At 64.2% G+C, this 21,255-nt stretch carries 20 protein-coding genes; 9 read left to right on the top strand and 11 right to left on the bottom strand.

Annotated elements, in window-relative coordinates:
- Positions 1-51: 51 nt before the first annotated feature.
- From WDX12_RS11370 to WDX12_RS11360, 3 genes are all read right to left on the bottom strand, one after another.
- On the bottom strand, positions 52-3,525 hold the full coding sequence (locus WDX12_RS11370; protein WP_434724934.1) for an indolepyruvate ferredoxin oxidoreductase family protein: 3,474 nt from the start codon (positions 3,523-3,525) through the stop codon (positions 52-54).
- A 299-nt stretch (positions 3,526-3,824) separates the two neighbouring features.
- Entirely contained in the window at positions 3,825-4,355 is a 531-nt protein-coding gene (locus WDX12_RS11365; protein ID WP_320294204.1) for a hypothetical protein, read from the bottom strand.
- On the bottom strand, positions 4,348-4,956 hold the full coding sequence (locus WDX12_RS11360) for a CGNR zinc finger domain-containing protein (protein WP_320294203.1): 609 nt from the start codon (positions 4,954-4,956) through the stop codon (positions 4,348-4,350). The genes WDX12_RS11365 and WDX12_RS11360 overlap by 8 nt, the downstream gene beginning before the upstream one ends.
- 93 nt (positions 4,957-5,049) lie before the next feature.
- Here WDX12_RS11360 and WDX12_RS11355 point away from each other — a divergent pair, with 93 nt between their 5' ends.
- From WDX12_RS11355 to WDX12_RS11340, 4 genes are all read left to right on the top strand, one after another.
- On the top strand, positions 5,050-5,955 hold the full coding sequence (locus WDX12_RS11355; protein ID WP_434724933.1) for a branched-chain amino acid ABC transporter permease: 906 nt from the start codon (positions 5,050-5,052) through the stop codon (positions 5,953-5,955).
- A 233-nt stretch (positions 5,956-6,188) separates the two neighbouring features.
- Complete coding sequence (locus WDX12_RS11350; RefSeq protein ID WP_320294201.1) at positions 6,189-6,794, top strand: TRAP transporter small permease subunit; 606 nt, start codon at positions 6,189-6,191, stop codon at positions 6,792-6,794.
- Positions 6,791-8,578 carry a TRAP transporter large permease gene (locus tag WDX12_RS11345; RefSeq protein WP_434724932.1) on the top strand — a complete coding sequence of 596 codons (1,788 nt, stop codon included), beginning with the start codon at positions 6,791-6,793 and terminating at the stop codon, positions 8,576-8,578. Before WDX12_RS11350 ends, WDX12_RS11345 begins: the two co-directional genes overlap by 4 nt.
- Positions 8,579-8,589: 11 nt before the next feature.
- Complete coding sequence (locus WDX12_RS11340; protein WP_434724931.1) at positions 8,590-9,618, top strand: zinc-dependent alcohol dehydrogenase family protein; 1,029 nt, start codon at positions 8,590-8,592, stop codon at positions 9,616-9,618.
- 164 nt (positions 9,619-9,782) lie between these two features.
- On the opposite strand, the gene WDX12_RS11335 is transcribed toward WDX12_RS11340, so the two are convergent.
- Positions 9,783-10,892, bottom strand: coding sequence for a TRAP transporter substrate-binding protein (locus WDX12_RS11335; protein WP_320294198.1), 1,110 nt, complete (start codon positions 10,890-10,892; stop codon positions 9,783-9,785).
- 256 nt (positions 10,893-11,148) lie between these two features.
- Here WDX12_RS11335 and WDX12_RS11330 point away from each other — a divergent pair, with 256 nt between their 5' ends.
- Positions 11,149-11,922 carry a gamma-glutamyl-gamma-aminobutyrate hydrolase family protein gene (locus WDX12_RS11330; protein WP_434724930.1) on the top strand — a complete coding sequence of 258 codons (774 nt, stop codon included), beginning with the start codon at positions 11,149-11,151 and terminating at the stop codon, positions 11,920-11,922.
- 39 nt (positions 11,923-11,961) lie between these two features.
- On the opposite strand, the gene WDX12_RS11325 is transcribed toward WDX12_RS11330, so the two are convergent.
- The 6 genes from WDX12_RS11325 to WDX12_RS11300 all read right to left on the bottom strand — a co-directional run bounded on the left by WDX12_RS11325 (position 11,962) and on the right by WDX12_RS11300 (position 17,206).
- Positions 11,962-12,702: an outer membrane beta-barrel protein gene (locus WDX12_RS11325; RefSeq protein WP_434724929.1), complete on the bottom strand. Its 741-nt coding sequence runs from the start codon at positions 12,700-12,702 to the stop codon at positions 11,962-11,964.
- 45 nt (positions 12,703-12,747) lie between these two features.
- Positions 12,748-13,137 carry a hypothetical protein gene (locus tag WDX12_RS11320; protein WP_434724928.1) on the bottom strand — a complete coding sequence of 130 codons (390 nt, stop codon included), beginning with the start codon at positions 13,135-13,137 and terminating at the stop codon, positions 12,748-12,750.
- 260 nt (positions 13,138-13,397) lie between these two features.
- Positions 13,398-14,381 (bottom strand): 2-hydroxyacid dehydrogenase, encoded by a 984-nt coding sequence (locus WDX12_RS11315; RefSeq protein WP_320294194.1) that lies wholly within the window; start codon positions 14,379-14,381, stop codon positions 13,398-13,400.
- On the bottom strand, positions 14,378-15,400 hold the full coding sequence (locus WDX12_RS11310; RefSeq protein WP_320294465.1) for a LacI family DNA-binding transcriptional regulator: 1,023 nt from the start codon (positions 15,398-15,400) through the stop codon (positions 14,378-14,380). Before WDX12_RS11310 ends, WDX12_RS11315 begins: the two co-directional genes overlap by 4 nt.
- Before the next feature lie 71 nt (positions 15,401-15,471).
- Positions 15,472-16,356, bottom strand: coding sequence for a DMT family transporter (locus tag WDX12_RS11305; RefSeq protein ID WP_434725611.1), 885 nt, complete (start codon positions 16,354-16,356; stop codon positions 15,472-15,474).
- A gap of 442 nt (positions 16,357-16,798) precedes the next feature.
- Entirely contained in the window at positions 16,799-17,206 is a 408-nt protein-coding gene (locus tag WDX12_RS11300; RefSeq protein WP_320294193.1) for a DUF2000 family protein, read from the bottom strand.
- 44 nt (positions 17,207-17,250) lie between these two features.
- Here WDX12_RS11300 and WDX12_RS11295 point away from each other — a divergent pair, with 44 nt between their 5' ends.
- Positions 17,251-18,117, top strand: a complete 867-nt coding sequence (locus WDX12_RS11295) for an AraC family transcriptional regulator (RefSeq protein WP_434724927.1) — start codon at positions 17,251-17,253, stop codon at positions 18,115-18,117.
- Positions 18,118-18,378: 261 nt separating this feature from the next.
- Here the strand turns inward: WDX12_RS11295 and WDX12_RS11290 are convergent, their stop codons facing one another.
- Positions 18,379-18,852: a MarR family winged helix-turn-helix transcriptional regulator gene (locus WDX12_RS11290; protein WP_434725610.1), complete on the bottom strand. Its 474-nt coding sequence runs from the start codon at positions 18,850-18,852 to the stop codon at positions 18,379-18,381.
- A gap of 373 nt (positions 18,853-19,225) precedes the next feature.
- On the opposite strand from WDX12_RS11290, the gene WDX12_RS11285 reads away from it, so the two are divergent.
- From WDX12_RS11285 to WDX12_RS11275, 3 genes are all read left to right on the top strand, one after another.
- A complete protein-coding gene (locus WDX12_RS11285; protein ID WP_434724926.1) occupies positions 19,226-20,281 on the top strand; it encodes a CobW family GTP-binding protein in 1,056 nt (351 codons plus the stop codon).
- A gap of 89 nt (positions 20,282-20,370) precedes the next feature.
- Entirely contained in the window at positions 20,371-20,649 is a 279-nt protein-coding gene (locus WDX12_RS11280; protein ID WP_434724925.1) for a DUF1778 domain-containing protein, read from the top strand.
- The gene (locus WDX12_RS11275; RefSeq protein ID WP_434724924.1) at positions 20,646-21,173 is read left to right on the top strand and encodes a GNAT family N-acetyltransferase; all 528 of its coding nucleotides are present in this window, start codon (positions 20,646-20,648) and stop codon (positions 21,171-21,173) included. Before WDX12_RS11280 ends, WDX12_RS11275 begins: the two co-directional genes overlap by 4 nt.
- Positions 21,174-21,255 lie beyond the last annotated feature (82 nt).

Here is a 21,255-nt window from a genome sequence, read left to right as displayed (position 1 = left end):
CAGAACCGGGAAATTCGGGAGTTTTGGCGTGGCGTCAACCGGCCTTCGCGGTCATTCCGCTGCCCGAAGCGCAGACTCCGCGGGGGCTTGGTTCAAACGCTCGATCAAGCGCGAGCGCTCGCCCGCCGCCTTGTCGGCGCTGGCCTGCCGGACATGGCCGTAGCCTCGGATAAGCGCCGGCACGGAGGCAAGAGCCGTCGCGGCTTCCACCCTGCCCGGCGCCAGCGCGCCGGCGATCAGGTCGAGATCTGCCTCATACTGCCTCAACGACTGCTGCTCGGTGCGCCGCTCGGCGGTGTAGCCGAAAAGGTCGAAGGCGGTCCCGCGCAGGCCCTTCATCGCCGCCAGCAGCCGGAAACCCTTCATCATCCACGGGCCGAAGCTCGATTTCCGCGGCTTGCCGTCATTGCCGCGCCGGCCGAGGATCGGCGGCGCGAGATGGAATTCGAGCTTCTCGTAGCTCTGGAACTGCTTGGCGAGGTCGGCGGCGAAAGTGCCGTCGGTGTAGAGCCGCGCCACTTCGTACTCGTCCTTGATCGCCATCAGCTTGAAGAGGTTCCTGGCGACCGCTTCGGTCACCGCGGTCGAGCCGGGCACGGCCTTGGCTTCGGCGGCGCGCAACGCCGTCACGCGGTCGGCGTAGCGCCTGGCGTAGGCAGCATTCTGATAGGCGGTGAGGAAAGCGACGCGGCGGGCAATGACGTCGTCCAGCGTCTCGGCCGGTTTTGACGCCGGCTTGCCGGTCTGGGCGACCAGGCCACGTACGAAATCGGGCTGATGCGCGGCGCGGCGGCCCCAGCGGAAAGCAGCGACGTTCATCGCCACCGCTTCGCCGTTCAATTCTATCGCCTTTTCAACCGCTTCGGCCGAAAGCGGCAGGCCGCCATGCTGAAAAGCGAAGCCGAGCATGAACATGTTGGCGCCGAGCGAATTGCCGAACAGCGCGGTCGCGGTGCGGGTTGCGTCGAAGAAATGGGCCTTGTCGTCGCCGGCGGCGGCGCGGATCGCCTTCTTCAGCCGCTCGATCGGCAGCGAGAAATCGGCGGAGCGAGTGAATTCGCCGGGCATGATCTCGGCGGTGTTGGCGAGGAAGATCGTGTGGCCCTCGCGCACCGCGCCCAGCACCTTCTTGGCGCCGGAGACGACGAGGTCGCAGCCGAGCACGAGGTCGGCCTTGCCGGCCGAGACGCGAATGGCGTGGATGTCGTCGGGCGTCGGTGCGATCCTGACATGGGTGAAGACCGAGCCGCCCTTCTGGGCGAGGCCGGCCATGTCGATCATGCCGCAGCCCTTGCCTTCCAGATGCGCGGCCATGCCGAGCACCGCGCCGACGGTGACGACGCCGGTGCCGCCGACCCCGTCGATGATCGCCGCCCAGCCCTGGTTGCCCATGCGGAACTCGGCCGGCGCGGGCACGCCATCCAGCGGATCGGCCCTGCCGGCAATGCCTTCCGCCTTCCTGATCTTGCCGCCATGCACGGTGACGAAGGACGGGCAGAAACCGTTGATACAGGAAAAATCCTTGTTGCAGCTCGACTGGTCGATCCGGCGCTTGCGGCCGAATTCGGTCTCGACCGGTTGGATGGAGACGCAGTTCGACTGCACGCCGCAATCGCCGCAGCCTTCGCAGACCAGCTCGTTGATGAAGACGCGCTTGTCGGGATCGGGGAAGGTGCCGCGCTTGCGGCGCCGGCGCTTTTCGGCGGCGCAGGTCTGATCATAGATCAGCACCGAAACGCCCTTCACGTCGCGCAACTCGCGCTGGACAAGGTCGAGGTCGTCACGGTGATGGATGCTGATGCCGGCCGGGAAATCGGCCTTGCCGGCATATTTGTCCGGCTCGTCGGTGACGACGGCGATGCGGTCGACGCCCTCCGCGCGCACCTGCCTGGCGATCATGTCGACGGTCAGGCCGCCTTCATGCGGCTGGCCGCCGGTCATCGCCACCGCGTCGTTGTAGAGGATCTTGTAGGTGATGTTGGCGCCGGAGGACAGCGCGAAGCGGATCGCCAGCACGCCGGAATGGTTGTAGGTACCGTCGCCGAGATTCTGGAAGATGTGGTCGCGCTTCGAGAATGGCGCCTGGCCGACCCATTGCGCGCCCTCGCCGCCCATGGCGGTGAAGCCGACGGTGTTCCTGTCCATCCACAGCGCCATGAAATGGCAGCCGATGCCGGCGGCGGCCAACGAGCCGTCCGGCACCTTGGTCGAGGAATTGTGCGGGCAGCCCGAGCAGAAGAAAGGCGTGCGCGAGCCGATATCGGCGGTGTCGGCGAGCATCGCCTGGAACTGGCGCAGCTTCGCCACCCGCGCGGCGATTTCTTCCGACGGGCCGATGGTGCGCAGGATCCGCTCGCCGAGCGCGATGGCGATCTCGTTCGGATCGAGCGCGCCCTTGGCGGGGAACAGCCAGTCGCCGCGCTCGTCCTTCTTGCCGACGATTACCGGCTGCGTGGCGGTGCCGTAGAGGTTCTCGCGCAGTTGCACCTCGATCAGCGATCGCTTTTCCTCGACGACGACGATGGTGTCGAGGCCACGCGCGAACTCGGCGATGTGCTGGAAGTCGAGCGGCCATGGGCAGCCGACCTTGAACAGGCGGATGCCGATACGGTTGGCGGCCGCTTCATCGATGCCGATATCCTCGAGTGCCTGGCGGACGTCGAGATAGCTCTTGCCGATGGTGATGACGCCGAGCTTGGGATTGCGGCCGCCGGAATAGATGGTGCGGTTGAGGCCATTGGCCTGGATGAAGGCGGAAGCGGCGGCGCGCTTGTATTCATGCAGCCGCTCTTCCTGGCCGAGCATGTCGATCTCGTGGCGGATGTTCAGGCCGCCCGGCGGCATTTCGAACTCGGGAATGACGATGTCCAGACGCTCGATCGAGGCGTCGACAGACGCCGTCGATTCGATGTTGTCCTTGACGCATTTGATCGCCGCCCAGGTGCCGGCGAATCGCGACATGGCAAAGCCGTAAAGGCCGTAGTCGATGATCTCCTGGACGCCGGCCGGGTTGAGGATCGGCACCATCGTGTCGACGAAGAGGAACTCGGTGGCATGCGCGTTGGTGGAGGACTCGGCCATATGGTCGTCGCCCATCAGGGCGAGCACGCCGCCATGCTTCGACGAGCCGGCAAGATTGGCGTGGCGGAAGACGTCGCCGGAACGGTCGACGCCGGGTCCCTTGCCGTACCAGACCGAAAAGACGCCGTCATGCGTGCCCTCGCCCAGCAATTCGGTCTGCTGCGAACCCCAGCAGGCGGTGGCGGCCAGTTCCTCGTTGAGGCCGGGCTGGAAGACGATGTCGGCCCCTGCGAGTTGCTTTTTCGCCCGCCATAGCTGCATGTCGAGGCCGCCGAGCGGCGAGCCGCGATAGCCGGAGACGAAGCCCGCCGTGTTGAGGCCGGCGCGGCGGTCGCGCTCGCGCTGCATCAGAAGCATGCGCACCACCGCCTGCGCGCCGGACAGGAAGACGCGCTCCTTGCCAAGGTCGAACTTGTCGTCGAGCGCGACGTCGTGCAGCGTCATCAGGTATTTCCTCTGCGGAGGCTGCCTCAAATCAGGCAGCCAACGTCGGGGCGGGACGCCGCAGTCTTTCTTCCCTTGCGGGAGAGGTCAAACAAAATCGCTGAGGCCAAATAACACGCAACAAACGGTCTGGCGAGTGGCCCGGGGCGCATACAAGATCATGCTAACCGCCTTGTGAAGAACAAAAATTTCGCGACAGACTCGTTTTGTTTAGACGCAATTCCGGACGGGAGGCTACGGCGAAGTCGCCGAGCCCGACCGTTTCACACTTTTCCTGGAATTACTCTGACGCCTGCGTTTCAGGTCGCTTTCGAGCAATCCGGCTTCTGGTCCTCGGGCAGCTTGCCGTCGGGATGGCCGGCAAGGTCCGGGTTGAGCTCGTATTTGGGTCCGATCACCAGCGGCCGGTCCGGCAGCATCGTCTGGTCCTCCGATGAGGTCATGGTGGTGTCGATGCTCTGCAGCAATGTGCCGCTCGCATCCTCGATGCGGATCGAGACGCTGTAGGGCTTGTCCTTGACCACGCAGGTGAGCGGCGGGCTGGTCAGCGTGATGTGGGGCAGCTTCGGCCAGATCTTCTGGTTGACGATGAGCGGGTCGCCGCCGGCCGGGTTCTGGAAGCTCACCACCGCGACCTGGCCGTCGACCATCGGGCGCAGCGGCTTCAGCGTGATGACATAGGTGGCGATGGCCAGCCGGTAATTGAACTCGAACAGCTTGCCGGAGATGGCAAACAGCTGGTCCTTGCCGGTGTCGCGGCAGGCGCCGAGCGCGACTGCGGCGATCACGGCGGCGCCGACCAAAACCGAACGCGACAATTTCCTAAACATTGCTGACCTCCCTCGCCGCTGTGCGGCGGCGGTAATGGCGGTTTGCCTTCTGGCGGTTGCCGCAAACGGCCATGTCGCACCATAGGCGGCTGGCGTTGCGGCTGCGGTCGACGAACAGCCAGCTGCAATTGGGACAGATCCTCAGCCTCGCCACCGTTTCGTCGCGCAAAAGCGACAGCGCGGAGACGGCCAAAGCCGCCTCGAAGGCGATCGGCGTTTGCGGATCGCCGAAAGGCTGGCCCGGCGTCCCGATCTCGGTCTCGCTGCCGGCCAGGCCGCCGGCGCAGGCCGTGAGGAAATCCGGCAGGTGGCTGGTCGCGAGCGCGCCGTTCGACACCGCATGACGAAACAGGCGATCGGTCGCTTCGCGGATCGAGATGACGGTTGGCTTTATCTCGCCCGGTTCGGGCGCCCGCAGCCGCCTGCCGCCGAGCTCGGTGGCGCGAAAGCCGCTTGCCGCCTCGGCGAAGCGGGCGATCTCGGCCGGGTCGTCGAAACGGTCGAAGGACTTTTGCGGATCGTTGCGCAGCACGACGGTGTTCGCCGTATCGAGCGCAAGGATGCCGCCGGTGAAGCGGTGCGGGGTCCAGGATACCGTCATGACAGAAATCTAACCGATAAAACGCATTTGACAAGTTAGATTCTGAATGCGACGGTCCGGCAGGGTCGCGTCATACGACCTGTGGGATGCCGCATGCTCTATTTCTACCAGCAGGTGCTGAACGGGCTGCATTCGGGCGCGCTCTATGCGCTGCTCGCCTTCGGCTATGTGCTGACCAACGGTATCCTGCATCGCACCAACCTGGCTTACGGCGCGCTGTTCGCCTTCTGCGGCCAGACGATGATCCTGACCGCCGCCTTCGGCTACCAGGCGCTGTGGCTGACGCTTGCCGCCGCGGTGGCGCTCGGCGTGATCGCGGCCATTCTCTATGCGGCGCTGATCAGCCATATCCTGTCGCGCAGCGTCTTCGAGAGGCTCGCCGACCGCTCGCCCAACGCAATCGTGGTGACGACGCTCGGCATCTTGATCTTCCTGTCGGAGGGGAGCCGCATCGCCGCCGACACGCATGACCTGTGGCTGCCGCCGATGCTCGCCACCCCCGTCATTTTCGCCCAAGGCGACGGCTTCAAGGTCACGCTCACCGTCATCCAGTTGCTCGACTGCGCAGGTGTCGTAGCATTGGTGGCGCTGGCGGCCTGGCTGTTTTCCCACTCCAGCTTTGGCCGTTCATGGCGCGCCGTATCCGACGATCCGAAAGCGGCGGCGATGTGCGGTGTCGATGTGCGCGCCGTGTTCCGCCGCGCCGTGCTGTTCGGCGGCTTCTGCGCCGCCTTGGCCGGCGTGCTTGCCGGTCTCTATTACGGCAATGTCTCCTTCGGCACCGGGCTGATCTACGGCCTCAAGATCCTGTTCGTGACGGCGGTCGGCGGCTATCTGTCGCCGCTCAAGGCGGCGCTTGGCGCCGCGGCCTTCGGCATGGCGGAATCGCTCTGGGCCGGCTATTTCCCGCTCGAATGGCGCGACGCCTGGATCTATCTCTTCCTCGTCGCCATGCTGGTGCTGATCGGCGCCGGGCGCGACCAGACCAAGATCGCCTGAACCACCCAGTTTCGTCGCCCCAGACTTTCCTTGCCCAAGCCTTTCGTTGCCCAAGACTTTCGTTGCATGACGTATCGTCACGTGGCGGTATTCCGCCGCTGTCCGGCGTGCCGATCCGTTTGCCGCGACTTTGTCATGTTGACCAACCGGACCACGCACTGCATACCGTTGGGCCAAGCGGCGCGACACCGGAGGGGGAATCGGGCGCGCTGTCGGTATCAGGGAGGATATGCATGGCAGGGCTGCTCGCTCTATCCAGGACGATCGACCGCATCAACGAGTTCATCGGCCGCTGGGTCTCCTGGCTGATCCTGCTCGCGATCCTGGTGAGCGCCGGCAACGCCGTCATCCGCAAGGTGTTCGACATCTCCTCCAACGCGTGGCTCGAGCTGCAGTGGTACCTGTTCGGCGCCGCCTTCATGCTGGCCGCCGCCTACACGCTGAAGCAGAACGACCATATCCGCATCGACATTGTCTACGGCATGTGGTCACGCCGCGTGCAGCACTGGATCGACCTGCTTGGCCACCTGTTCTTCCTGATGCCCTTCGTGGTGCTGATGGTGATCTATTTCGTGCCTTATGTGTCGCTGTCCATCCACAGCGGCGAGATGTCGACCAATGCCGGCGGGCTCATCGTGTGGCCGGCGAAGGCCATCCTGCTCGTCGGTTTCTTCCTGCTGGCGCTGCAAGGGGTTTCCGAGATCATCAAGAAGATCGCCATCATGCGCGGCGACATGGACGACCCCAATCCCTTCGTTTCGGCGCATGACCAGGCCAAGCTCGAGGCGGAGGCGCTGGCCGAGGAAGCCAAGGCGATCGCGGGCGAGGCCCGCCCATGATCGAGTTCATCGCGCAGAACATGGCGCCGATCATGTTCGCCTCGCTGATCATCTTCCTGCTGATCGGCTACCCCGTCGCCTTCTCGCTCGCCGCCAACGGCCTGCTGTTCTTCTTCATCGGCGTGCTGGTCTCGCCCTATTCAGGCGGGTCGATCAACCTTGCCTGGCCGCTGCTGCACGCGCTGCCGGACAATTTCTACGGCACCAGGGTGATGTCCAACGACACGCTCTTGGCGATACCCTTCTTCACCTTCATGGGCATCGTGCTCGAACGCTCCGGCATGGCCGAGGACCTGCTCGACACGATCGGCCAGCTGTTCGGGCCGATCCGCGGCGGGCTCGCCTATGCGGTGATCTTCGTCGGCGCGCTGCTTGCCGCAACGACCGGCGTGGTGGCGGCTTCCGTCATCGCCATGGGGCTGATCTCGCTGCCGATCATGCTGCGCTACGGCTATGACCGGCGGCTGGCGTCAGGCGTCATCGCCGCCTCCGGCACGCTCGCCCAGATCATCCCGCCCTCGCTTGTGCTGATCGTGCTTGCCGACCAGCTTGGTCGCTCGGTCGGCGACATGTATGCCGGTGCCTTGATCCCCGGCCTCGTTCTGACCGGCATCTACATGCTCTACATCCTGATCATGTCGATCGTCCGGCCGAACGCGATGCCGGCGCTGCCGCTCGAAGCACGTACGCTCGGCCACGGCGTGATCTCGCTGATCGTGGCGCTGCTGGTCGCAGTCGCGATTTCCTATGCGGCCTATCGCTATCTCGCGCCGGCGCATGGCGACAATGCCGATATTCTCGGCGCCGCCATTGGCGTGATCGTCATCTACATCGTGGCGATCCTCGACCAGCGCCTCCACATCCACATGATGTCGAAGCTGGCACAGCAGGTGATCATTGTGCTGATCCCGCCGCTGGCGCTGATCTTCCTGGTGCTCGGCACCATCTTCCTCGGCATCGCCACGCCGACCGAGGGCGGCGCCATGGGCTCAGTCGGAGCCTTGATCATGGCAGCGGCCAAGGGCAGGCTCTCGCTCGACGTCATCAAGCAAGCGCTGGCCTCGACGACCCGGCTTTCCGCCTTCGTGCTGTTCATCCTGATCGGCGCACGCGTCTTTTCGCTCACCTTCTACGGCGTCAACGGTCACATCTGGGTCGAGCATCTGTTGACCTCGCTGCCGGGCGGAGAGACCGGCTTCCTGATCGGCGTCAACATCCTGGTCTTCGTGCTTGCCTTCTTCCTCGATTTCTTCGAGCTCGCCTTCATCATCGTGCCGCTGCTGGCGCCCGCCGCGGACAAGCTCGGCATCGACCTGATCTGGTTCGGCGTGCTGCTCGGCGTCAACATGCAGACGAGCTTCATGCATCCGCCCTTCGGCTTCGCGCTGTTCTACCTGCGTTCGGTCGCGGCCCGCGTGCCTTATCTGGACCGGTTAACCGGCAAGCAGGTTGCGCCGGTCACCACCGGGCAGATCTATTGGGGCGCAGTGCCGTTCGTCCTGATCCAGGTGATCATGATCGGGCTCACCATCGCCTTCCCGCAAATGGTGATGCGCTACAAAGGTGCTGCGGTCGAACCCAGCACGATCGACATCAAACTGCCGGACATGCCTTCGCTGTCGCCGCTCGGCACGCCGCCGGCGGACAAGGGCGCGGCTCCGGCCAATGGCGGCGCCCCGGCAGCACCCGGCACGCCCGACCTGTCGCAGCCGCCGAGCTTCGGTGACGCGCCGGCCAAACCCGCGCCGGCGCCGGACCTCTCGCAGCCGCCCAAATTCAACTGAGGTGAACAGCCATGAGAGCGGTGCGACTGGAAGCGGTGGGCAATATCGGGTTGCGCGAGGTTCCCAAGCCCGGTCCCGGACCCGAGGACGTTCTGGTGAAGATCGAGGCCTGCGGCGTCTGCGGCACCGACCGGCACCTCTTCCATGGCGAGTTTCCCTGCACGCCGCCGGTGACGCTCGGCCATGAATTCTGCGGCATCGTCGAAGCCGTCGGCGCGGCGGTGTCGGGCATTGCCGTCGGCGACCGGGTGACCGGCGATCCCAACATCGCCTGCGGGCGCTGCGCCCACTGCCATGCCGGCCGCGTCAATCTGTGCAGCAACCTCAGGGCCATCGGCATCCACCGCGACGGCGGCTTTGCCGACTATGTGCTGATGCCGCAAAGGCAGGCCTTCCGGCTGCCCGCTGGCCTCAAGCCGACGCACGGCGCCTTCTGCGAGCCGCTCGCCTGCTGCCTGCACGGCGTCGACCTTGCCGCGATCCGGCCAGGGGCGTCGGTGGTAGTGCTTGGCGGCGGCGTCATCGGCCTGCTCGTCGTGCAACTGGCAAAGCTCGCGGGCGCCGCGACCATCATCCTGTCGACCCGGCAGGCCTCGCGCCGCGCGCTTGCCGAGGAGCTCGGCGCCACCGCGACGATCGACCCGAGCGCCGGCGACCCGATCGCGGCCGTCGCCGGAGCGAACGGGCTGGCTCCCGGCGGTGCCGACGTGGTGCTGGAATGCGCCGGCGTGCGCGACACGGTCGAGCAGTCGATGCGGATGGCAAGGGCCGGCGGCACGGTCGTCATCGTCGGCGTGATGCCGCAAGGCATGAAGGTGGAAATCGAGCCGTTCGATCTTTTGTTTCGCGAACTGAAGGTGCTCGGTTCCTTCCTCAATCCGTTCACGCATGGAAGGGCGGCTCAGTTGATCGCTTCAGGCGCCATCGAGATCGACAAGCTGATTTCGAAGCAGGTCAGCCTGGAGGAAGCCCCGGGCGTGATCGCCAACCCGCCGGCGCCGGGCGAGGTCAAGGTGCTGGTTGTGCCGGGCCGAGGCTAAGCGCGGTTTTCCCTTCTCCCCTTGTGGGAGAAGGTGTCGCCGAAGGCGACGGATGAGGGGTGCTCCAGCTTGGCAAGGACGGTGATCCGTCCAACACCCCTCATCCGTCTCGGCGCTGCGCGCCGATCCGCCTTCTCCCACAAGGGGAGAAGGCAAGGCCCGGCTTACAGCTTGCCGTTGCGCTGCTGCACCATCATGAAGGTATCGTAATTGTATTCGGCGACCTGGGCCCAGAGATAGTGCTCCTTGCGGAAGGCCTTGATCGATTCCCAGATCTTCTTGAACGGCGCGTTGTTGGATTCCATCTCGTCATAGACCTCGTTGGCCTTGTCGAAGCAGGCCGCCATGATCTCCTGGCTGAAGGGTCTCAGCTTGGCGCCGCCGGCCACCAGCCGACGCACCGCCGGCGGATTCACATAGTCGTATTTCTGCAGCATGTTGGCGTCCGCAGCCTGCGCCGCGGTGCGCACCAGGGATTTGTAGGCCGGCGAAAGTTCTTCGTATTTTGCCTTGTTGAACAGCAGGTGGACGGTCGGGCCGCCTTCCCACCAGCCGGGATAGTAATAGTAAGGCGCGACCTTGTAGAAGCCGAGCTTCTCGTCGTCATAGGGGCCGACCCATTCGGCGGCGTCGATGGTGCCCTTTTCCAGCGCCGGGTAGATATCGCCGCCGGCGATCTGCTGCGGCACCACGCCGAGCCTTTCGATGACCTTGCCGGCGAACCCGCCGATGCGCATCTTGAGGCCTTTCAGATCGGCGAGGCTGTTGATCTCCTTACGGAACCAGCCGCCCATCTGAACGCCGGTGTTGCCGCCCGGCAGGCCGAACAACCCTTGCGCTCCGAGGAATTCGTTGAAGAGGTCGATGCCGCCGCCATGATAGTGCCAGGCGTTCATGCCGCGCGCGTTGAGCGAGAAGGGCACGGCGGCGCCCAGCGCCCAGGTGGGATCCTTGCCCCAGTAATAGTAGGCGACCGTATGCGCGGCCTCCACGGTGCCGGCAGCGGCGGCGTCGGCCGCCTGCAGGCCTGGCACCAACTCGCCCGAAGCGAAGACCTGGATCTGGAAATTGCCGTCGGTCGCCTCGGACAGCATCTTGGAGAAGACTTCGGCGCCGCCATAGATCGTGTCGAGCGACTTCGGGAAGGACGACGCAAGCCGCCACGTCACTTTCGGGTTGGACTGCGCAATGGCCGGCGTGGCGAGTGCCGCGGCCGCTGCCGCGGCGCCCACGCCGGACGCGCCGGCCTTGCGGATGAATGAACGACGATCCATGCAGTTTCCTCCCTTGCGGATCAGCTGACCGATGTCGGGACATCCTCAGTGCCCGGATCGGTTGGGGGAGAACCATACACAGGCAAGAAGTCGAGTCCAGCGCCGCGGGCCGAGGTTGCCGCCATTCCGCAACTATAGTCTAACATTCCTTTCGCTGGTCCATGCGAGGCGGCCAAACTTGCCATGGAAAAGCCGCGACGGATCGCTTATTTTGTAGGCAGAACAGTTCCTTGGCCTGATGGAAACCAAACCCAAAATGCAGCAACCGCTCGTCGCAGTCTCGACCGACGTCCGCCAGTTCGACAACTACACCTGGCATGCAGCGCCCCAGCAATATCTGGAAGCCGCGATCACGGGCGCCGGCGTGTTCCCGCTCCTGGTGCCGTCCTTCGGCGGTCGGCTCGACTTCGACGAATTGCTGTCCTCGGTCGACGGCGTCATGCTGACGGGTTCGAAATCCAACGTCCATCCGTCGCTTTACGACGGCGACCCGAGCGAGGCCAACGGTCCTTACGATCCGGCGCGCGATGCCACGACGCTGCCGCTGATCCGCAAGGCGCTCGAGCGCGGCGTGCCGCTTTTGGCCATCTGCCGCGGCATCCAGGAACTGAACGTGGCGCTCGGCGGCACGCTGGGCACCGAAATCCAGGAGCGCGAGGGCTCGCTCGACCATCGCGCGCCGGTGAGCGACAATCAGGACGAGCGCTTCGCCATCCATCAGACGATCTCGATCAAACCGGGCAGTTGCCTTGCAGGCGTGTTCGGCGCCGGCGACATCAAGGTCAACTCGCTGCACCGGCAGGGTATCGATCGGCTCGGCTCGAAACTGCAGGTCGAAGCTTTGGCCTCCGACGGCACGGTCGAAGCGGTTTCGGTCAAGGACGCCCACGCCTTCGCTGTCGGCGTGCAATGGCACCCCGAATACTGGGTGAAGTCGGACAGCAATTCCGCCAAGATCTTCAAGGCTTTCGGCGATGCCGTACGCCTGCATGCGGCGGCAAAGGCCGGCGCACGCGCGGCGGCGGAATAGAAATGGCGGCGCTTCAAGCGCCGCCTTTCGCCAATCAGGTCAGAACTTGTAGCTGAAGCCGACCCGCACGGCGTTTGTGGTCACATGCGTCGGATACAGGAAGCCGCCATCGGTCGCCGGATTGTCGGTGAATTTGCCGAAATCGCTGTAGCGATATTCGACGCGCGTCGTCCAATTCGGTGCGAATGCATATTCGACACCTGCACCCAATGTCCAGCCGGCTTTCGTATGCGAAGAGCTGTCGCTCGTTCCGCCCTCATTGTAGTCGGTATCGAAATGGGCAACCGCCAAACCGCCTGTCGCATAAAGCAGAGCTGGCCCCATCGCATAGCCAAGGCGCGCCCGCAGCGAGCCTTGCACATCGATCTTGGTCTTGATGTTGCCGGCAAACTCCGAATCCACCGAACCTCTCATTCCCGAGGCTTCGATGTCGGCTTCGGCGCCAAGAACGAACTGATCGTAAGCCTGGTTGTAGCCGATATGAATGCCGCCTAGCACGCCGTCGCTGTTCCAAGAGTCGGCCCAGTCGGAAAAGCCAGTGACTATCTGAGAATCGTGACTGTCGACCTTTCCCCAGCCATAGCCGAGCTGGACACCGGCATAGAAGCCACTCCACTCATAAGTTGCGGGAGCAGCAGGCGAAAGCGCGTCCGCAGCGAACGCGCTGGCCGGGAACAAGGCGAGAATGGTCGAAGCGAGTAGAAAAGACTTCATTTGAGCACCCCAAAGCTGCGCCAATTTATTTGGCTTTGGGTGCAATGCCAAGACAGGCACCGGCATCGGGATATTTTCCTAGCCGAAGTTGCAAAAAGACCACGCTCGGGGTCACTGGCTGTCGTTGTTCAGCGCCAGCAGCGGCGCGGCCGGTGCGTAGGATTCGTAGCCGTCGCCATCGGCAACGCCGAAAGTGACGATCGGATCGACGCCGTTCTCGCTGAACGCGACCGAGCCGTCCGCCTGCTCGCGCCAGAATTTGACGCGCTCGATGCCGGGCATCAGCTTGCGGCAGTTCGGCGCGACGGAGAGCAACGATAGTCCGTCCGAGACCGGAGCTCCCCGCTGCACGGCGCAGGCGGCTTCGTCGCCATTGGCCGTCAATCGATAGGCGCTCGATGAAGCGGTCTCGACAGCCGTGCTCCGGCCCTCGCCGCCGTACAGGACATGCGCGCCTCCGAACAACGCCGCCGACACAACCAACCCGGCAACCAGCTTCACACCACTTCTCCACACTCAATCAAATATGGAAAATGATTTCAAAGCGTTAAGCGGGAGTTAATGGGACCGCGAAAGCATTAACAAATGTGGCGAAAGCGCCATGGAACGGTTCAACGTTCCATGGACGGAAAACCGTTCCCACACCTTCCCCGGAATTGCCCTAAAGCAGGTCGCGTGAAAAGGATCACGCGACCTGCTTTAAGTTTTGATTTCAAGCATGTCTTTGTCCCGAAACCGGGCCCACTTTCGGGAGACATGCTTTAGCCGCGCGCCTTGACGTTGATCGTCTCCGGCACGGGCGTCAGCGGCCGACGCTCGGCAAACCAGGCGACGAGATTGTCGACGCATAGATCGGCCATGGCGCGGCGCGTGTGCTCCGACGCCGAGCCGACATGCGGCAGAAGCGAGGTGTTGGGAGCGTCGAGCAGGGCCTGCGGCACGTTCGGTTCGTCGGCAAAGACGTCGAGCCCGGCGGCCGCGATGGTGCCGCTCTCGAGGGCGGCGGCAAGGGCTGCCTCATCCACCGTCGAGCCGCGGCCGATGTTGACGAAGACGCCGTTCGACCCCAGCGCCGACAGGATCCCGGCATTGATTGCCTTCTCCGTGGCGGCGCCGCCCGGGGCGATGCAGATCAGCGTGTCGACGGCTTCGGCGAGGCCTTTCAGCGTGGCATGGTATTCGTAGGACAGGCCTTCGACCTTGCGGCGGTTGTGGTAAGCGATCGGCAGGCCGAAGGCCTCAAGGCGCCGGGCGACGGCACGGCCGATGCGTCCCATGCCGAAAATGCCGACGCTGCGGCCGCGCAAGGTAAGCCGGCTCAGGCGATAATTGCCGTTCTCCACCCAGTCGCCGTCGCGCAGCCATTTCTCGGCGGCGTAGAGTTCGCGCACGGTGTTGATCAACAGGCCGATGGCGGTGTCGGCAACCTCCTCGGTCAGGACGTCGGGCGTGTTGGTGACCATGACGCCGCGCCTCGCCGCGTGATTGGCGTCGACCGAATCATAGCCGACGCCGAAGCTGGCGATAATCTCGAGATTGGGCAGCGCATCGATCATCGCCGCGTTGATGCCTGCATAGGAGGCGATGCCACGCACCGCGGCGCGCATCTCGTCCGTCACCAGCCCGGGGTCGGCGCGTTCGATCCGCACAAGCTTGAACGCCTTGTCGACGCGGCCGACGGCATGGTCGTTGAAATCGCCCGGCACCAGGATGGCGACCGGCAATCTTGCTTCGGCCCTGGTCATGCACGCTCCACCGGCTTGCCGGTGGACTGCCGCACATGCAGTTCCGGCTTGATCAGCTCCTGCGAGGGCCGCACCGCCTGCCCGTTCAGTTTGTCGAGCAAGGCGCTCGCAGCGCGGCGGCCGACCTCGCGCTGACCGTTCCAGACCGTGGTCAGGGCCGGTGTCGCGATTGCCGCCTCCTCGAGATCGTCATAGCCGGTCACGGAGATGTCGACGCCCGGCACGAGGCCGGCGCGCGCGATGCCGTTCATCAGCCCGATCGCGACAAGGTCATTCCAGCAGCAGGCAGCGGTGGGCCTGTCCTTCAGCGCCAGAAACTGCCCCGCGGCCTCGAATCCCGCCTGCTTGGTGCGCGGGCCGGAAATGCGCCAGGACGGCTTCACTTCCAGGCCGGCGGCCTCCATCGCGTTGAGATAGCCCTGGTAGCGGTCGCGGCCGGTCGAGGTCTGGTCGGTGCCGCCGACCATGGCGATGCGCTTGTGCCCCAGCGAGATCAGATGATTGGTGGCGAGCGCGGTGCCATAGGCATCGTCGCCACGGAACACCGGTACATCGGCGCCGGCGACGGTGCGCGCGATCAGCACCGCCGGCAGGCCGTTTTCCTCGGCCATGATGATGTCCTCGGCCGGCGTGCCGATGGCCGGCGACATGATGACGCCGTCGGCGCCGAGCTGCAGCAGCGTGTCGATGAAGGTGCGCTGCTTTTCGAGCTGGTCGTAATGGTTCGACAGGATGAAGGTCTGGCGACTGCGGTCGAGCTCGCTTTCGATCGAGCGCAGTATCTCGGCGAAGAACGGGTTCATGATGTCGTGCACGACGACGCCGACGATGCCGGAGCGCGAGGTGCGCAAGGAGGCGGCGCGGCGGTTATAAATATAGCCGATGGCGCGGGCGTGTTCCTTGATACGCTCGCGCGTCGTGCCGGCGACCAGCGGGCTGTCGCGCAGCGCCAGCGACACGGTTGCCGTGGAGACGCCTAGCGCATCCGCGATCGTCGAAAGCTTGATCTTCTGTGCCAGTGCCCTTCGCTCCCCAGGGTCAGGTCTTTAAATTTTTTAAAACGGCCTTATGCCACCGGATTCGGAGCAAATCAAAGTTTTTTCGCCAGTGCCTCCGCCTCGGTGTCGAGCGAGGCGGAGTTGCGGACGCGAAGCCGGTGCTCGCGGTGGATGATGTAGAGGCCGCTGGCAACGATGATGGCGGCGCCGAGCAGCGTCCAGCGATCGGGGAACTGGTGGAAGATCAGCCAGCCGGAAATGATCATCCACACCATCTGCGAATAGGGATAGGGCGCGAGCTGCGTCGTGGTGGCCAGACGATAGGCGCGGACCAGCAGATAGTGGCCGCCGGCGCCAAACACGCCCAGCATCAGGACGATGAACCATTGAAGGCCGCCATGGGGCAGCGCAGGCGCGAAGGCAAGCATCGGCGCAAGCAGCACCGACGGCGCCAGCGCCGAGAACAGGATCAGGCTTTCCGACGTTTCCGTCGCCGACATGCGGCGCGTCATGATGACGTAGAAACTGTTCGACAGCATCGAGCACAGCGCGAAGAGATGGCCGATGCCGAACACGCCCACGCCGGGCCGGGTGATGATCAGAACACCGACAAAGCCGGTGAGGATCGCCAGCCAGCGCCGCCAGCCCGCCCATTCGCCGAGCAGCGGGCCGGCAAGCGCGGTGATGACCATCGGGCCGAAGAAATAGATCGACGTGGTCTCGGCCAGCTGCAGCGTCTTCAGCGCCAGGATGTTGAACATGGTCGAGCCGAAAAGCATGCAGCCGCGCAAAATATGCGCCGGCAGGTTGTTGGCGCGAAAACGCGCCGGCTCGCGCCAGCCGCGCAGGAAGAGGCCGACCAGCAGCACATGCACGGTGAAGCGGGTCCAGGCGACAATCAGCGCCGAGACGCCGGCCAGCACCAGAAATTTGCTGGAGGTGTCGAGGAAGGTGAAGCAGACATAGACGCAAAGCATCAGAAGCATCGCCGCGGGCGGCGTTGCGCTGTCGTCGTTGTTTTTGGGAATGGTCAAAATCGGGCCGAAGGAAGATAGACCTCACCCTTCTGCGGCAATCGCCGCTCGCCGGCAAGCCAAAAGCGACTGGCCCAACAAGCGCGCCGGACAGGCTTAGCGCGCCTTACTAGGCGATTTGCCTGATCGTTCGTCGCGGTCGTCATTCTAGGGCGAAGCAAGGAGCGAAGCGACGCGCGCAGACTCTAGAATCCATTCCGTGACGTCGAGGCGTTGCCACGGTGCAGAATTCTGCTCCGTTGCATTCCTTAGCCAAGGTCACGGAATGGATCCTAGAGTCTACGCGTCCGCTTCGCTCCCGCTCCGCCCGTGGATGACGAACTGGATGGCCGCGGCTAACCCCAAACGTTCGGAATAGCCTTTCGGGCGAAGGAGCATGCCAATTTCAGGCATGCATGCGAGCGCCCTTGGTGATCTTGTCGACGAGCTTTTTGTCGCCGCGCAAGGCGATCCCGACGATCTTGGCGTCGTCCGGGGCGAATTCGGCGAAGACGGCGCGGTTGGCGACGTCGTGGCCGGTCGAAAACATCTCCTCGATATAGGCGGATGTCGCGACGCCCCGCTCCAATGACCGGCGATGGATCGAGCCCAGCGTCGCCGCATCGGCCGACAGGACGATGACCGGCTGGATCGACATCGGGTTGTAGAGGTTGCCGGCACGGTCGCGATAGGGCTCGCCGATGATCTCGGGGAATTGCGCAACGATGCCGCTGGTCAGGAACGCGGTGACGTTGAGCTTCTGCCACACCGGCAGATCTTCACTCAGAACAATTGCAATTTTCGTATCGAACACCAAGATTGAGACTCCGGGACGGCCCATGACGGGCGGGGAATGCGATGGCGCAGGCTCTAGGCGCAGAAGCCAAGGAAGGTCTTGAACGTTCGTGCGCGGATATGGCCCACGGCGACCGCATCGTTTCGGCGCCGGGCGGCCTGGGCCTCGAACGCATCGAAGCGCGCTTCCACGGCAACGCCTTCGAGCTGCACCGGCACGACACCTATGCCATCGGCGTGACGTTGGACGGCGTGCAGCGCTTCCATTATCGCGGCGCGCTGCGGCACAGCCTGCCGGGGCAGGCGATCGTGCTGCACCCGGACGAACTGCACGATGGCGGCGCCGGCACGGAAGACGGCCTGCGCTACCGGATCCTTTATCTGGAGCCGTCCCTGCTGCTCGACTGCCTGGATGGCGATCCGCTGCCCTTCGTCCGCGACGCCGTGGTCGACGATCCTGGCTTGCGCGACACGCTGTTGTCGGCGCTGGCGCCGCTGGACGAGGAGCTCGGCGACCTGTTCGTGGCGGATTTCGTTGCGCAGCTGGCGCAGCAGTTGAACCGCCACGCCGGACAGCCGGCAAAGTCGACGGGCAAGACGGCATGGCGCGCGGCGGCGCTTGCCCGCGACTATCTCGAGGAGAATGCCGAACGGGCGGTGCGCTCCGATGAGCTGGAAGCCGTCACCGGCATCGACCGTTATGCGCTGTCGCGCCATTTTCGCGCCACCTATTCGACCAGCCCGCATCGCTTCCTGTTGATGCGGAGACTGCAAAGGGCGCGACGCATGATTGCCGAAGGCGAGTCGCTGGCGGAGATCGCCGCGGCCGCCGGTTTCAGCGACCAGAGCCATTTCAACCGGCATTTCAAGAAGGCGTTCGGATTGACCCCGGGGCGCTGGGCAGCGCTGGTGCGCAGGCGCGACGCGTAGGCGCGATGCGCAGCATCGTCGCTAACCGCGTGACGCCTGATGATAGCGCTCAGGCGCGACGCGCAGCGTCGTCGCCCTTCCGCTGAGCCGTCGATGCTTGGGTGGTGCGTGGAGCGACGATGCTGCGCATCGCGCTTTCGGAACAATGTCGATGTGGGTGCGTGAAGCGACGATGCTGCGCATCGCGCTATGTGCTCGAGACGACGCTTACGCGTCGCTCGTTAGTGGGAACGTCTCGCGGTTGAGCGATGACGCTGCGCGTCACGCCTCATCCAGCTCCGCGTCGTCGTCCATCAGGACCAGGTCTTCGTTCGACAGGTTCGCCTCGATGCGGGCGAGCAGCTTGAACAGCGCCTTCTGGTCTTTCTTGTCGAGGCCCTTCAGCGCCTGCTTCTCGGTCTTCTTGACCGACTTCTCGATAGCGCGGATGGTTTCGCGGCCGGACTCGGTGAGGAAGATGTGGGCCTGGCGGGCATCGGCCGACGAGGCGCGCTTTTCGAGGAAACCCTGCGCCTGCAGCCGGTTGATGGTCTTGGTGATGGTCGGCGGGCGCACGCCGAGCCGGCCGGCGAGGTTGCCGGGGGTCTGGCCGTCCTCGCGGTCGAGCGCCAGCATGATCTGGTCCTGGCCGGCATAGAAGCCGTGGGCCAGAAGCCGCGCGGCGAGCGCGGTGCGCGCCAGCCTTGCCGCCGAATGCAGCCGGCTCATCGTCGCTGTCTTGTCCGCCTTGGCCATGGTCGTTCCCTCTTCGGCCGAACCGGCGCGGGCGAGCATAGAGGCTGTCCGACGGCTGGCAAATGACGATTTAAAGAGTCCGGCTTGCAGAACGCTTTGCCGGCAAGCATTGCGGTGCCCGCGCAGGTGATGCCAGATGTTTATTTCAGTTAGATGACAAACGACTTTTGCGCCGGCGAGATTCACAGCGGAAGCCGGCAAGGGCCATTGGGAGTCCACGCGGCTCGCCCGTACGGGCTGCCTCGGCCGCCGCCGATCGGTCCTCGGCGCCATGCCGGCTGAAGCGGCCGCCTGGCCTATTGGTTTGGCGCGTGCAAAAGCGCGGCACCCATCCTATATGAGGCCGACAAATCCAAGATTTTCGAGGCAAGCCATGAGCGATGCACAGACGCAAATCCCCGTAACCGTTCTCACCGGCTATCTCGGCGCGGGCAAGACGACGCTGCTCAACCGCATCCTGTCGGAGAACCACGGCAAGCGCTACGCCGTCATCGTCAACGAGTTCGGCGAGATCGGCATCGACAACGACCTGATCGTCGAATCCGACGAGGAAATCTACGAGATGAACAATGGCTGCGTGTGCTGCACGGTGCGCGGCGACCTGATCCGTGTCGTCGAAGGCCTGATGAAACGGCCCGGCCGCTTCGATGCCATCGTCGTCGAGACCACCGGTCTCGCCGATCCGGTGCCGGTGGCGCAGACCTTCTTCATGGACGACGACGTGCGCACCAAGACCAAGCTCGACGCGGTGGTGGCGTTGGTCGACGCCAAGCACCTGCCGCTGCGCTTGAAGGATTCCAAGGAGGCCGAGGACCAGATCGCCTTCGCCGACGTGGTGGTGCTGAACAAGACCGACCTCGTCAGCGCGGAAGAGCTCGAAAAGGTCGAGGCGACGGTCCGTGCCATCAACCCGGCGGCCAGGATCCATCGCACGCAGCGCTCCGGCGTGGCGCTTAGCGAAGTGCTCGACCGCGGCGCCTTCGACCTGTCGCGCGCGCTGGAGAACGATCCGCACTTCCTCGACGCGGATGACCACGATCACGACCACCACGATCATGACCACGACCACCATCATCACGATCATGACGGGCACGATCATCACCATCACCACCATGCTTCCGACATCCATGATGTGACGGTGAAGTCGGTGTCGCTGCGCGGCGGCGAGATGGATCCGAAGAAGTTCTTCCCCTGGATTGAGAAAGTGACCCAGATGGAGGGGCCGAACATCCTGCGGCTGAAGGGCATCATAGCGCTGAAGGGCGACGAGGACCGCTACGTTCTGCAGGGCGTGCACATGATCCTCGAGGGCGACCACCAGCGCGCCTGGAAGGACGGCGAAAAACACGAAAGCCGGCTGGTCTTCATCGGCCGCGACCTCGACGCCGATCGGCTCAGGAAGAGTTTTGAAGCCTGCCAGGCAGCCTAAGCGTCGAATTGTCGATCCCATAGGATTAAAGGATTGATTGTGGTTTCATGTACACATATCATGTGTACATGAAACTGAGGAGACATCCTATGTCGCGGCCCTCCGACCAGAAGACTGAGCGCTATCAAATTCGCCTTGCGCCCGCGCAGAAGGCGATGATTGCGCGTGCCGCAGCACTCTCGCATCAGGACGTTGCCGACTTCATCCTCAACAAGGTCGTTCCCGAGGCGCAGGCTGTGATCGAAGCCGCCGAGGTCACAAAAGTATCCGATCGTAATTTCACACGTATACTCGACCTGCTGGAGAATCCGCCGAAACCCAACGCAAAACTACGGGCGGCGATCGCGGCCCTGCCGGAAACACTGTGACACTTCCGTCCTGGCACGAGCAGCCGATTGCGAAACAGCACGATCGGGCCTCGTTCGACTGCGGCGACGCACAGATGAATGATTTTTTGCGTCGGTTCGCGCGACAAAGCCACGAACAAAATGCCGCCAAGACCTTCTGTGCTATCGAGGACGCGAGTACCGAGCGGATACTCGGCTTTTATACAATCGCGCCGTCTGCAGTCGCTCATGAAACCGTGCCTACGGCCATGACGAGAGGCTTGGCTCGGCACGAAGTTTCCGGTTTCAAGCTTGCCCGTCTCGCGACTGATCGCCGCGTCGCAGGGCAAGGGCTGGGCGGTCAGCTGCTTGCCGCCGCCGCGCTCCGCTGCTTGCGCCTCGCTGGCGAAGGCGGCGGCGTCCTGCTCATCATTGATGCCAAGAGTGAGCGGGCCGCAGCATGGTACACCAGCTACGGTGCCGAGCCTCTTCAAAGCCAACCTCTGACACTGGTGATGCCGCTTGCGACCTTTGCCACGGAGTTGCGGGCGAAGGGGCTGCTTTGACGCCTTCCCACCCTGTCTTTGAGGGGCCGCTGCCGATCCCTATGGTTGCCGATGCGGGAAACGTCGAGTAAGCCGCCAGATA

This window comes from Mesorhizobium sp. RIZ17 (genome assembly GCF_051127865.1).
GTDB lineage: Bacteria > Pseudomonadota > Alphaproteobacteria > Rhizobiales > Rhizobiaceae > Mesorhizobium > Mesorhizobium humile.
Note: the sequence above shows the minus strand (reverse complement) of the source record. Positions and strands in the feature narration are given on the sequence as shown.